9 protein-coding genes, 1 other RNA gene and 3 pseudogenes are annotated in these 12,497 nt (G+C 65.3%); 7 read left to right on the top strand and 6 right to left on the bottom strand.

The window, feature by feature from the left end:
- Positions 1 to 87: 87 nt before the first annotated feature.
- From WJW29_RS11290 to WJW29_RS11270, 5 genes are read right to left on the bottom strand one after another with little or no spacing between them, the layout of a single operon-like run.
- Entirely contained in the window at positions 88 to 996 is a 909-nt protein-coding gene (locus WJW29_RS11290; protein WP_011259664.1) for a dihydrodipicolinate synthase family protein, read from the bottom strand.
- The gene (locus WJW29_RS11285) at positions 993 to 2,306 is read right to left on the bottom strand and encodes an FAD/NAD(P)-binding oxidoreductase (protein ID WP_012445437.1); all 1,314 of its coding nucleotides are present in this window, start codon (positions 2,304 to 2,306) and stop codon (positions 993 to 995) included. Before WJW29_RS11285 ends, WJW29_RS11290 begins: the two co-directional genes overlap by 4 nt.
- Complete coding sequence (locus WJW29_RS11280; RefSeq protein ID WP_011259666.1) at positions 2,299 to 2,544, bottom strand: 2Fe-2S iron-sulfur cluster-binding protein; 246 nt, start codon at positions 2,542 to 2,544, stop codon at positions 2,299 to 2,301. The genes WJW29_RS11285 and WJW29_RS11280 overlap by 8 nt, the downstream gene beginning before the upstream one ends.
- On the bottom strand, positions 2,541 to 3,803 hold the full coding sequence (locus WJW29_RS11275) for an FAD-dependent oxidoreductase (protein ID WP_011259667.1): 1,263 nt from the start codon (positions 3,801 to 3,803) through the stop codon (positions 2,541 to 2,543). Before WJW29_RS11275 ends, WJW29_RS11280 begins: the two co-directional genes overlap by 4 nt.
- Entirely contained in the window at positions 3,803 to 4,741 is a 939-nt protein-coding gene (locus WJW29_RS11270; RefSeq protein ID WP_011409014.1) for a proline racemase family protein, read from the bottom strand. The genes WJW29_RS11275 and WJW29_RS11270 overlap by 1 nt, the downstream gene beginning before the upstream one ends.
- 157 nt (positions 4,742 to 4,898) lie before the next feature.
- On the opposite strand from WJW29_RS11270, the gene WJW29_RS11265 reads away from it, so the two are divergent.
- The 5 genes from WJW29_RS11265 to WJW29_RS11245 all read left to right on the top strand — a co-directional run bounded on the left by WJW29_RS11265 (position 4,899) and on the right by WJW29_RS11245 (position 9,290).
- Complete coding sequence (locus WJW29_RS11265; protein ID WP_011409015.1) at positions 4,899 to 5,615, top strand: AraC family transcriptional regulator; 717 nt, start codon at positions 4,899 to 4,901, stop codon at positions 5,613 to 5,615.
- Between the two features lie 204 nt (positions 5,616 to 5,819).
- The gene (gene ftsY, locus WJW29_RS11260; RefSeq protein ID WP_027703321.1) at positions 5,820 to 7,436 is read left to right on the top strand and encodes a signal recognition particle-docking protein FtsY; all 1,617 of its coding nucleotides are present in this window, start codon (positions 5,820 to 5,822) and stop codon (positions 7,434 to 7,436) included.
- A gap of 378 nt (positions 7,437 to 7,814) precedes the next feature.
- Positions 7,815 to 7,891: non-coding RNA, sX9 sRNA (locus tag WJW29_RS11255), on the top strand.
- A 23-nt stretch (positions 7,892 to 7,914) separates the two neighbouring features.
- Positions 7,915 to 8,988 carry an A/G-specific adenine glycosylase gene (gene mutY / locus WJW29_RS11250; RefSeq protein ID WP_011259671.1) on the top strand — a complete coding sequence of 358 codons (1,074 nt, stop codon included), beginning with the start codon at positions 7,915 to 7,917 and terminating at the stop codon, positions 8,986 to 8,988.
- Positions 8,989 to 9,011: 23 nt separating this feature from the next.
- Entirely contained in the window at positions 9,012 to 9,290 is a 279-nt protein-coding gene (locus tag WJW29_RS11245; protein WP_011409017.1) for an oxidative damage protection protein, read from the top strand.
- Between the two features lie 364 nt (positions 9,291 to 9,654).
- Here WJW29_RS11245 and WJW29_RS11240 read toward each other — a convergent pair.
- Positions 9,655 to 11,276, bottom strand: a pseudogene (locus WJW29_RS11240) (hybrid sensor histidine kinase/response regulator).
- 697 nt (positions 11,277 to 11,973) lie between these two features.
- Here WJW29_RS11240 and WJW29_RS11235 point away from each other — a divergent pair.
- Positions 11,974 to 12,126, top strand: a pseudogene (locus tag WJW29_RS11235) (SAM-dependent methyltransferase); the annotation flags it as partial.
- Between the two features lie 111 nt (positions 12,127 to 12,237).
- A pseudogene (locus WJW29_RS11230) lies at positions 12,238 to 12,497 on the top strand (IS5/IS1182 family transposase); the annotation flags it as partial.

Raw genomic sequence — 12,497 nt, 5'->3', positions numbered from 1 at the left:
CAGGTACGGCGCGTGCCGCGAATTCGTGGAAGCCGCATCCTGCGCGCACCCGCAGGCACAGCATGCGATGGCCGCGTCATTGCACCATCACGACAGCTTGGGCGCAGTGGCAATGGCATGGTCGATCACCTTCAACGCGGCATCGCGCTCTGCACCGGCCACCACCAGCCGCGGTGCACGCACCTGCTCGCTGCCCATGCCTACCTTTGCCTGCACCAATTTGATCAGCTGCACGAAGGTGGGCACGGTATCCAGGCGCAGCAGCGGCAGGAACCAATGGTAAAGCTCCTTGGCTGCCGGGTACCCGCCATCGCGAGCGAGTTCGAACAGGCGCACCGATTCTTTCGGATATGCATTGACCAGGCCGGCGATCCAGCCCTTGGCGCCCATGCTCAGGCCCTCGACGATGGCATCGTCCATGCCGACCAGCAGCGCCAGGCGGTCGCCCAGCAATTCCTGCAGCGCGGCGAAGCGGCGCACATCGCCGGAGGATTCCTTCACTGCCTGCAGGTTCGGGAATTCGGCAGCCAGCTCGGCGATCTGCGCCGGACCGAAATCGGTCTTGTAGGCCACCGGGTTGTTGTACAGGATCACCGGCAGATCGGTCGCGGCGATCACCGCGCGCACATGCGCGCCCATCTCGCGCCAGTCGGTGGAATACACGTACGGCGGCAGCACCATCAAGCCACCGCAGCCGATGTCCTTGGCCGCCTTGGCCAGCGCGACTGCTTCGCCAGTGGCGAGGCTGGCGATGCCCGGCACCACCGGCACGCGGCCGTTCAAGGCGGTGACCAGCGTGCGCAGAATCGCCAGCTTGTCCTCCACGCTCAAGGTGGCGGCCTCGCCCAACGAGCCCAGCGGCACGATCGCAGTGCAACCGGCATCCACCAACTGGTTCGCGTGCGTGCCGAGGAAGTCGTGGTCGATCTCGCCGTTGGCGGTGAACGGGGTGGTGATGGCCGGCAACACGCCGTGCCAGAACGTGGCAATGCTCATGGGTGATTCCCTTGCGAGTCGGAAGTGAACGAGTCGGCCAGCGCCACGAGGCGGACCGGGAACAACGGCGGGCGGCGGCCGGCGTCGGTGGAAAGAGTGGGCGGGCAACGGCCAAGCTCGGCCAGCGCAGTCCCGCAGATGCGGCCCTGGCAGGCGCCCATGCCGCAGCGCGAGGCGAGCTTGGCGTCGCGTGCGTCCTGGAAGTTGTCCAGTGCGCACAGCGGCACGTCTTCGCAGCGGCAGATCAGCGTCTCCGGTTGCGCCAGTGCGCGGATGCGCGGGTCCAGCACGAATTGCTGCTGCAGCAAATCGGCAAACGCACGCGCCGCGCGCCGGCGTGGCTGCAGGCGCAGCGCAGCGTCCGGGGCGTCGGCGGCCATATGCCCGGCCATCGCACCTTCAATCAAGGCGCAATCGCTCCCGCCGATGCCACAAACTTCGCCAGCGGCAAATACCTGGGTGACGCTGGTGCGCAGCAGCGTATCGACCTGCACCTGCTGGTGCGCACCGTAGGCCTGCAACTGGCAACCCAGCAATTGCGCAAGCTCGGTGTTGGGTACCAGTCCGTAGCCCACCGCCAAGTGATCGCAGGCGATCCGCGTGCGGCCGGTGGGACCTTCGAGTTCGACTTCGCGCAGCTGCGTGTCGCCATGCGCGGCGACCACAACGCTGCCGGCGCGATACGCGACTACACGCAGCTGAAAGCGCAACGCCGCGGCCTGTGCGGCCTTACCCGGCCAGCGCCACAATTGCAGCGCGAACTGCCGCAACGCCGCTGCCGAGGTTTGCTCGTGGATGCCGAGTAGCTGCGCGCCATGTTGTTGCAACGTGGCCGCACTGGCCAACAGCAAGGGGCCGCTCCCAGCCACCAGCACGCGCTTGCCGCTCAGCGGCCAACCCTGCTTCGCAAGCGCCTGCGCCGCGCCGGCCCCGGTGACGCCGGGCAAGGTCCACCCTGGAAACGGCAGCAGCAGTTCGCGCGCACCGGTAGCCAGCACCAACGCGGCGTAATGCAGTTGCAGCGTGCCGTCCGGGCCATCGGCCAGTAACCAGTCCGGTTGCGCGAGCAGAATCTGCGTGCGCGTCAACACCATGATCGCTGCGTTGCCCGCCACCTGCTGCAACAGCACGCGCGCATCGGCCGGCGCGCCGTGTTGCACATCGCTGCGCCATACCTGCCCGCCGGCACGCGGTTGCATGTCCACCACGCCCACGCGCACACCTTGGCTGGCCGCCGCCTGCGCCGCTGCCAGCCCGGCCGGGCCGGCGCCGACGACCAACACATCGAAATGCAGCACGCGCTCAGCCATCGGTGCGCACCTGCATGCCATCGCGCGCGTCCACCAGGCAGGCGCGCTGCTGACCGATGCCATCGATGCGCACGCGGCATTCGAAGCACACGCCCATGCCGCACAAGGGCGCGCGCGGTTGCCCGCTGCTGGATTCGCGGAACCGCAACGTGGCCTGCGCCACGGCCGCCGCCACGCTGGCACCGGCCGGCACTTCGACCAGTTGCGCATCCACGTGCAGACGCACCCTCGCGCTCATGCGGGCGCACCGTGCATGGCACGCGCCGGTGCATACGGCGCCGGGTCGATGGCCGGCGTGCGCCCGAGCAGGCTGTCCACGATCACCCGTGCGCTCCCCAGTGCCGTGGTGACTCCCAGCCCCTCATGACCGGCGGCCACCCACACATCGCGACGGCCGGGCACCGCCCCTAGATACGGGCGCCCATCGGGCGTGGCGGGACGCAAACCGGTCCACACGCGGATCGCCTGCAGCTCGCGCAGCACCGGCAGATACGCGAATGCGCGCTGCAACATCTGCTGCAGCACCGGCATCGACAGCGCGCGATCGTGCTCGCCGAATTGGCGCGAGGAGCCGATCAACATCTGCCCGGTCGGCCGCGGCTGCACATTGAAGGCCACGCTGGTGTCGTCGGCACCATGCGCCGAATCGGCATAACCGAGTTCCAGCAACTGATGCCGGATCAACCCCGGGTGCCGGTCGGTGATGACCAAGTGGCCCTTGCGCGGGCGCAACGCCAGTTCGGGCAGCAACTGCGGCAAGGACACGCCGCTGGCGACCAACACCGGGCCCGAGAGCACCTGCCCATCGTCCAGACGCACCGCGTGTGCCTGCAGCTGGGCCACGCTGCGGCCGGCAAATAACCGCGCCCCGGACGTACAGGCTAGGCCCACCAAATGCCGCGCCACCCGTGGCGGGTACACCACTGCTTCGTCAGGCACGCGCATGCCGCCCGCCAGCCCGGGCACCAGCTGCGGCTCCAGCGCGTACAGCTGCGCCGCATCGATCGCTTCGGCATGCAGGCCGGCCGTCGCCAGGCGGGCGATCTTGGCCGGTACCGCCGCCAATTCGTGCGCATCGCGGGCCACCCACAGCGTGCCGCAGCGGCTGAATTCCGCGTTGCTCAGCGTGGCGAAGCGCTCCCACAAGTAAAGCGAATACGCCGACAACGCCAGCTCGGCCGGGTCGTCGTCCATCGCGACCAGGTGCCCCATCGCCGCTGCGGTGGAACCGCCGCCGATCGGTCCCGGCTCGACGATCGCCACGCGCAGCCCTTCGCCCGCCGCGGCTTCGGCGCAGGCCGCGCCCACGATGCCGGCGCCGATCACGATCAGGTCGTAACTGCGTCGCGTGGAAGTGGCAGACGTTGCCAAGCCGGATCGGGAGTCGGCACCGACGCCGAATGCAGGCCCCGACGACGCTCCGGCCATCGCAGCAGACGCCGCATCGGCCGACGGCGTGGCCGACACGAGCACCCGCGGGGGCTGCTCGGATTGCATCAGGCCACGATGCCCCAGACGAACGGGTCGGCCGGGTCGATCACCAACTGCGCGCGTGCGGTGATGTACGCCTGCCCACGGATCCGCGGGGCAATGCCACGTCCGCTCAGGCGATAACTGCCTTCGAAGGCGCTGCCCAGAATGCCTTGCTGCACCCAGCGCTCGCCTTCGCCCAGCTTGCCGTCCGCCGACAGACACGCCAGCTTGGCGCTGGTGCCGGTGCCGCAAGGCGAGCGGTCATAGGCCAGACCCGGGCACAGCACGAAATTGCGCGCCACACCGCTGCCATCGGGCGCGGTGCCATTGACTTCAATATGGTCGATCTCGCCACCGGCCTCACCCGTGATACCGGCCGCTTCCAGCGCCAGCCGAATCGCTTCGGCATAGGCCGTCAGCTCACGCTGATGCGCCAGATCCAGCGCACAGGGCGCTTGCTCGCTGATGAAGAACCAGTTGCCGCCCCAGGCCACGTCGCCACGGACCCGGCCATGCCCCGGCACCTCGACCTCCACGCCGCTGGCGAAGCGATAGCTGTCGACATTATCCACCGACACCGTGCCGTCGTCGGCCAGCTCCACTCCAACGGTGCCTACCGGCGTCTCGATCCGGTGTCGGCCCGGCGCGATGCGCCCCAGCTCGGCAAGCGTGCGTACCACTCCAATGGTGCCGTGCCCGCACATGCCCAGGTAGCCCACGTTGTTGAAGAAGATCACCCCTGTGCAGGCGCTCTGGTCGCGCGGCGGCAGCAAGAGGGCACCCACCATAGTGTCCGACCCACGCGGTTCGCAGGCGATGGCGCTGCGCCACTGGTCGAACTCGCTGCGGAAGCGATCGCGGCATTGCGCCAGGTCGCCATCGCCCAGATCGGGGAAACCGGAGAGGACCACACGGGTAGGCTCGCCGGCCGTATGGGAGTCGATGACATCGATGATGTGCATGACGCATGCTCCCATTGCCGGCCCGTGGACGACTAGCGTCCAATGCGAATTCAAAATGCGGAAATCTGCACAATTTACCCCCATCAACGCCGCGCGTTTGCGCTAGGATCATCGCTGGGTTGCACATTCGTGCAGCCGTCTAATCGTGACCGCTACCATGACCCTGATGGACCTCAACCTGCCCGCTCTGGAAATGCAGACGCTGTTCGACGCACTGCCGGATGTGGTGTTCTTCATCAAGGACAGTGAGGGCCGCTACACCCACTGCAACCTGACCCTCGTGCGCCGGCTGGGAAGCAAGCTACGCAGCGAGATCATCGGTCATTCGCCGCTGGAGGTCTTCCCCTTGCCGCTGGGCGGCAGCTACATGATGCAAGACCGCCGCGTGCTATGCGGCGAGCTCATCGATAACCAGCTCGAAGTGCATCTGTATCCCAACCGCCTGCCGGGTTGGTGCCTGACCTTCAAACGCCCGTTGTGCGAGGCCAATGAGGTGATCGGCGTGGTCGGCATCTCGCGCGATCTGGGCCAGCCCGACAGCCGTCACTCCGCTTACGAACGCTTGAGCCAGGTGATGGAACACATGCAGGCCAACTTCGGCGACAACCTGCGCGTGCAAAGCCTGGCCGCCCTGGCGGGGCTATCGGTGGCGCAGTTGGAGCGCCACTTCCGCCGCGTGTTTCAGGTCACCCCGCAACAACTGTTGACCAAGTTGCGTATTGAATCGGCGATGCGACTGCTGTACGGCGACGACAGCATCGCCAGCATTGGGCAACAGTGCGGCTTTGCCGACCAGAGCGCCTTTGCGCGTCAGTTCAAGGCCACGGTCGGCATGACGCCACGCGATTACCGTGCACTGAAAGGTCAGCTATAGGCACAGAAGTTCGCATTGACACATAGCCGGCACAAATGCCGAATTCGGCAGGATCCGCCGCGCATTGGCGAGCGCAGTCGACTCGCCATGCACGTGGCGTTGCGGTGCATGCGCAGCGCTCAGCCAGCGCGCTGCGCTAAGGGCGCGTCAAGGCGTCGGAAGGCCCGGGTGATAGAATTCCTGGTTTCCCCTTTTGCGTTGCCAATGGCCAGCTTTTTTCGCCGCAACAAGCCAACCACGCCCGAGAGCTCGCGCACCTCACGCTATAGCCTGGAAGAACTGGCAGCCGCATTCCCCACCGCGCCGTCTGCCGCCCCCCCGGCATCGCCGGTCGAGGCGATGCCTCATGCCGAGCCACGGATAGACACAGCCGCAGCGCCGGCTGTCGCTCCAGGCACTCCTGCTGCGGCGCGCACCGAAGCTGCTGCGCCTGCACCGGTCGCTGCGACGCCGCCTGCCGCCGCGCCCGCCGATCAGCTTGCGCAGGAGATTGCTGCGCGCACTGGCCAAGCGCAGAGCATCGCTGCCGTTCCGAGCACACCTGCAGCACCGGCTGCGCCTCCGCCGACCGCATTGCAGGCGCTGCCCGACCCGACTCCCGCCAGTGCGCTGAGCACGCCAGTCACTGTGGTGGTGCCGCCAGTAGTGGGACAGCCACAGACCACACCGACGCCGTCTGACGCCGCGCCTGCACCGCCGGTCACCGCGCCGCCAGTCGTCGCTCCTCCGGTCGCAGCGCCTGCACCTATTATTCCATCGGCTGCCGCAGCTCCGGTTGCTGCAGCGCCTGCAAACGCTGCGCCGACGGTCGCCGCACCGGCCATCGTCAACACGCCGCTGCCGACCACGCAAGACAGCGACAGCATCGTCGGCCAGCACGACGCAATGCCGGCTGCGCCGGCAGGCAAACCCGGCTGGCGCGAGCGGTTGCGCAACAGCACCTTCGCCCGCAGCTTCGGCGGCCTGTTCTCGCGCAACCCCAAGCTCGACGACGATCTGCTGGATGAAATCGAAACCGCGTTGATCACCGCCGACGTCGGCATCGGCGCTACCACCGCGCTGATCGAAGGCCTGCGCAAGCGCATGAAATCGCGCGAATTCGTCGATGCGCAAGCGATGTTCAAGGCACTGCGCGCCGATCTCATCGCATTGCTGCAGCCGGTCTCCAAGCCGCTGGTCATCGACCGTGCGCGCAAGCCGTTCGTCGTGCTCACCGTCGGCGTCAACGGCGTCGGCAAGACCACCACCATCGGCAAGCTGGCCAAGCGCTTCAAGGACGAAGGCAACAGCCTGATGCTGGCCGCGGGCGATACTTTCCGTGCCGCTGCCGTAGCGCAGTTGCAGGCCTGGGGCGACCGCAACGGCGTGGCGGTGATCGCGCAGGGGCAGAACGCCGATGCCGCGTCGGTCGCGTTCGACGCGCTGCAGGCCGCCAAGGCACGCGGCACCGACGTGTTGATCGCCGATACCGCCGGCCGCCTGCACACCCAGACCGGGCTGATGAACGAGCTGGGCAAGATCCGCCGCGTGCTCGGCAAGATCGACGCTGCCGCGCCGCACGAGGTCTTGATGGTCATCGACGGCACCACCGGCCAGAACGCCATTTCGCAGCTGCGACAGTTCCATGCCGCGGTTGGTGTCACTGGCCTGGTCGTGACCAAGCTCGATGGCACCGCCAAGGGCGGCGTGGTGTTCGCATTGGCGCGCGAGTTCAATATCCCGATCCGCTTTGCCGGCATCGGCGAACGCCCGGAAGATCTGCGCGTGTTCGATCCGGTTGCCTTCGTCGACGCACTGTTGCCGGACGCATTGGGCGGTTGATGGGAAGATGCCTGCCCGCAGTTGCAGCGGCTGTGCGCGCAGGCGCTACAGGCAGGTTGCACGGTGCGGCAGGTGTCACACGATTGGTCGCAGGCAAGGCGGGTGCTGGAGTTCGCACAATCCTTGCCTGCGACAGCACTGTCGGGCCGATGCTTCGTTGGTGTACGACCGTGCGCCGGCCGCACCGCATTGGCCCGGCGATGAAGGATTTTTCTGCGAACGTTACTTGGCTGGCATCGCGTTGCCGCTGCGCTGAGTAACCGCAGCACAGGACGCGCGCCGCAAATCCTGTCCACCGTTCTGACCCCATCGCCCTTAGCGCGGCTAACAAAACGACTGCGCAGCCGCCAGGCGGGCGCGGCCGGTGCTCGGAACGGCATGTACCAGTCGTACACTCCGGTTCTGAGCGCGCCCTCCATGCCCACCTGACAGCTGCTCGCTACGTTTTGTTAGCCGCTCTTCATCGCCAACAGCGCTCATGCCAGCCAACCACGCCACACCCTCCGCTGACGCATTTGTCGACCGCCTGCTGCATTGGTTCGACGCCCACGGCCGTCACGATCTGCCCTGGCAGCATCCGCGCGCGCCGTATCGGGTGTGGCTGTCGGAAATCATGCTGCAACAGACCCAGGTCACTGTGGTCATTCCGTACTTCCACAAGTTCGTGGCGCGCTTCCCTGCGCTGGCCGACCTGGCGGCAGCCGACAACGACACCGTGATGGCGCATTGGGCCGGGCTGGGCTACTACGCCCGCGCACGCAATCTGCACGCTGCCGCCAAACAATGCGTCACCCTGCATGGTGGCCAATTACCGCGCGACTTCGATGCACTGCTCGCGTTGCCAGGCATCGGCCGGAGCACTGCAGGCGCCATCCTGAGCCAAGCCTGGAATGATCCCTTCGCCATCATGGATGGCAACGTCAAACGCGTGCTCACGCGCTTTCACGGTATCGGCGGCTATCCCGGCCTGCCGGTGATCGAAAAACAGTTGTGGCAACTGGCCGCTGCGCATGTCGCACACGTCCCGCCCGGCCGGCTGGCCGACTACACACAAGCGCAGATGGATTTTGGCGCCACGCTGTGCACGCGCGCCAAACCCGCGTGCGTGCTGTGCCCGCTGCAGCACGATTGCAGCGCGCGCCGCGACGGCCTGGTCGAAGCACTGCCTACGCCTAAACCCGGCAAACAACTGCCCGAACGCGAAGCCACCGCGCTGCTACTGCGCAATGCCGAGGGTCACATCCTGCTACAGCGTCGCCCGCCCACCGGCATCTGGGCTTCGCTCTGGACGCTGCCGCAGGCCGAGACCGACAGCGGCATGCGCGCATGGTTCGCGGCGCATATCGAAGGCGACTACGAGCGTGCCGAAGAGATGCCGTTGATCGTGCACACCTTCAGCCATTACCGCCTGCGTCTGCAGCCCTTGCGCCTACGCAAGGTCGCACTGCGTGCCGCGGTGCGCGACAATGACGATCTACGCTGGGTGGCGCCTACCGACCTTGCATCGCTGGGTCTGCCGGCGCCGATCCGCAAGTTGCTCGACGCGTTATAAGCGTGTCTCCCAAAGGAATCCGCATGTCCCGTACCGTGTTCTGCCACTACCAGCAAAGCGACGCCGAAGGCCTGGATTTCGTGCCGTATCCGGGCGAACTCGGCCAGCGCATCTTCGCGCACATCGGCAAGACCGCCTGGCAAGCGTGGCTGGCGCATCAGACCATGCTCATCAACGAAAACCGGCTGTCACCGCGCGACCCCAAGCACCGCGCCTTTCTCGAAACCGAGCTGCAGAAGTTCCTGTTTGAGCGCAATGCCGACAAGCCCGACGGGTATGTGGCGCCGCTTGGCGAGGAGTAGTGTAAGCGCCGGGATTCGGGAGTTGGGCTTCGCACCTGCGGTTTGCGGCTCCTGGATGCTCCGTTGCGCATCAACCTGCCGCACGCATTACCTGGGATGGGGCAGGCCATCGAGCGAAGTGTTCGCTGTATTGTCCGCCCGCGATGGCGTCGGTGGCTTTGTCGACACGCTGCGCACCGCGCAGTCGACCTAGCCAATGGCAAATCCGCGGCAGCCTCGACTGCAAGGCGCATCAACCGGATTCTTCACGTTCCACGGTCGGTCCGTGCATCGATGCGGCGGATGAAAGAAGTCTTGAAATCCAACGTCAGTCGCCATGCGATGCCGCCCGCAGCAGCGGCATTGCACGCTGCAACATCCCGTCTCAACCCACACCGGTGGGCCCATCCAGCAGCATACGGATGCGCTTGAGCAATTCCTTCTGCGTATAGGGCTTGTTGACCACATCGAACTCGGCGCCACCGACATCGGTGCGCTGAATGCTGGCGTCGGCGTAGCCGGTGGTGAGCAGGATCTTGATCTTCGGCAACATGCGGCGCGCCTCACGGGCAAGCATCACACCGTTCATGCCGCCGGGCATGATCAGGTCGGTGAACAGTGCATCCACCTCCGGATTCTTTCCCAATACCTCCACCGCCTCGCGTCCGCTGGACGCCGACAGGATGCGGTAACCGGCATTTTCCAGAAACATCCGCGCCACTACCGCCACATCCTGCTTGTCTTCCACCACAAGAATTGTTTCGTTGCCGCCCTTGTCGATTGCGCGGCTTTTGGCTGCCTGCAAGTCATTTTCGAATTTGCTGGATGCAGGAAAATACAGCCGTACCGTGGTGCCTTCGCCCACTTCGCTGTAGATGCGCACGGTGCCGCCAGACTGTTTGACGAAGCCATACCCATCGACAAGCCCAGGCCGGTGCCCTGCCCTTCGTCCTTGGTGGTGAAGAATGGCTCCATCACCCGGCTGACCACCTCGGGCGGCATGCCCGAACCCGTGTCGCTGACGGCGATGCTCACGTATCGGCCCGGTGCCAGCTGGTGATACATCGCCAGATCGTGGGTGGTGACCTCCACGTTCTGGGTCTGCACGGTGACTTCCTTGCGCTCGGCCTGCGCCATCGCGTCGCGTGCATTGATCAACACGTTCAACAGCGCCACTTCGGCCTGCGTGGTGTCGATCTGGCAATTCCACAGCCCCTCTTCCAGCGACTGACGCAACGTGATGCCGCCGCCCAGCGCGCGCTCGGCCATATTGTTCATGCCGGACACCAACCCGTTGAGGTTGACCACCCGCCCGCGCAATTTCTGCTTGCGCGAAAACGCCAGCAATTGCTGGGTCAAGGTGGCCGCCTTGGCCGCCGCTGCGGCCGCATGTTCTGCACTGAAGGCAATCCGCTCGGCGTTACCGGCACCAGCACTGGCCATCATCTGAATCACTTCCAGATGTCCGGACATGACCTGCAGCAGGTTGTTGAAATCGTGCGCAATGCCGCCGGTCAACTGGCCCAGCGCTTCCATCTTCTGCGCCTGACGCAACGCATCTTCGGCATCGCGGCGCCGGCTCACATCCAGCTGCGACCCGAAGAAATACACCAGGTTGCCATGGTCGTCGAACACCGGCGAGACGAACAACGCATTCCAGAACGACGAGCCATCCTTGCGGTAATTCAGCACCTCGGTGGCGAATTCGCTGCGGGTTTCGATCGATTGACGGACATCGCTGATGCTGGCCGGGTCGGTCTCGGGACCCTGCAGAAAGCGGCAGTTGTTGCCGATGACCTCCTCGGCCGAATACCCGGTCATTTCCAGAAACGCACGGTTGGCGAACACGATGGGATTATCCGGAAGATGCGGATCGGTCACCGTCATCGGCATGCGCGTGGTCTCCACCGCAGCAAAAAAGATGTCCGAGCGATGCTTCTCGACAGGCAGGCTGCGAGACTCGCTGATATGAGGCGCCCGTAGCTCTCCGTGAACGCGATCGTTCAAGTGATGTTCTCCACGGGGCCATTCCCGTGACCACAGTCTAGTTGAGCCCGGTGATGCGATTCGTCACATCCATGAGTTTTCCCCGTATGGCCGGGCCAGCCATTGCGGCCTAATGCGATGGATCCTGGAAAACACATAGATGCACGCCGGCCAGGAGCAGTGCCATGTCCGGGCTCGGCCATGCCTCTAGTTGCGGCCGATGCAGGATCCATACCGCCAGCGGTCGGCACGATGCCTGCGCCTGACCGCAACACATGGGCAATGCCAACCGGCATGACACACAGCGTCAGTGCACGGATGTAGAACGCACTGCCATCACCCGACAAGGTGATCAGCGATGGCTACGCGCGGGTAAAGCCATCGTTGGAGTTAAGCGCTGCGGCTGCGGTGTTTTCCATGCAGATTGCGAGCGCCAGAAACATCCAGTGCGTCTTCGATATCGCCTCGGCAGCAAAGCGTCGATGACCATCATCCGCGAGAACTGCTTGTTGCCTACGCCAACGACTTTGCATCGTTGCTGCTGAAATGCTCACTGAAAGCCGCGCACGCACGGCAGTGTGCAAGCGAGCGTGGGCATCGTTTTGCCGTAGCATGCACGGGCCACACGCAACTCTTGCGCTTGACGGTCGGTTCCGGCTGTACCAGTGCGCGTTCTTTTCACGCCAGTGCCGTCGTCTGGCGACCATGCGATGTCATCATGCCGGGCTACCAAACCCAGATCCACGAGCTGACTTTCGGACAACTGACCTACGTCATCCGAGCGCTGGCCGAAAAGCAGCAGTACGCCGATCCGGACCATACCGCAGCCAAGGCCGGTATTTCATCGGCGCAGTGGAGCTTATTTGGTCGCCCCTGAAAAACCCCCAGACCACATCCATTGCAAGGCTTCATCTGCGTTTTCGGTGTGCTGGAATTGCCAGTGTTCGTTACGCTACGTCCTGGTTTCTGGCAGTTTTCGCCCATGCGGACACGCCGTCCTGCTGCCGAGCAGTTGCCTGCCGATGAGCTGTGTCGTTCGCGCCTGGAGAACCAGATCGACGTGCGCCATCCGCTGGTCCAGCTGAGCCATCGGCTGCCGTGGAGTGCGTTGGAACAGGCGCTGTCGCCGCAGTTGCCGGCCACCACCAGCACAGGCGGTCGACCCGCATTGCCGATGCGTCTGATCGCCGGGCTGCTTTACCTCAAGCACGCCTACGACCTGTCCGATGAAGCGGTGTGCGA

The sequence above is a fragment of the Xanthomonas sp. JL1 genome (assembly GCF_038405005.1).
The sequence above is the reverse complement of the archived record's forward strand: the minus strand, read 5'-3'. Positions and strand labels throughout refer to the sequence as shown.

Bases quoted from the DNA above. Each gene is read 5' to 3' on its own strand.
- WJW29_RS11290 (WP_011259664.1), bottom strand. From the start codon at position 996: ATGAGCATTGCCACGTTCTGGCACGGCGTGTTGCCGGCCATCACCACC.
- WJW29_RS11285 (WP_012445437.1), bottom strand. From the start codon at position 2,306: ATGGCTGAGCGCGTGCTGCATTTCGATGTGTTGGTCGTCGGCGCCGGC.
- WJW29_RS11280 (WP_011259666.1), bottom strand. From the start codon at position 2,544: ATGAGCGCGAGGGTGCGTCTGCACGTGGATGCGCAACTGGTCGAAGTG.
- WJW29_RS11275 (WP_011259667.1), bottom strand. From the start codon at position 3,803: ATGCAATCCGAGCAGCCCCCGCGGGTGCTCGTGTCGGCCACGCCGTCG.
- WJW29_RS11270 (WP_011409014.1), bottom strand. From the start codon at position 4,741: ATGCACATCATCGATGTCATCGACTCCCATACGGCCGGCGAGCCTACC.
- WJW29_RS11265 (WP_011409015.1), top strand. From the start codon at position 4,899: ATGACCCTGATGGACCTCAACCTGCCCGCTCTGGAAATGCAGACGCTG.
- ftsY (WP_027703321.1), top strand. From the start codon at position 5,820: ATGGCCAGCTTTTTTCGCCGCAACAAGCCAACCACGCCCGAGAGCTCG.
- mutY (WP_011259671.1), top strand. From the start codon at position 7,915: ATGCCAGCCAACCACGCCACACCCTCCGCTGACGCATTTGTCGACCGC.
- WJW29_RS11245 (WP_011409017.1), top strand. From the start codon at position 9,012: ATGTCCCGTACCGTGTTCTGCCACTACCAGCAAAGCGACGCCGAAGGC.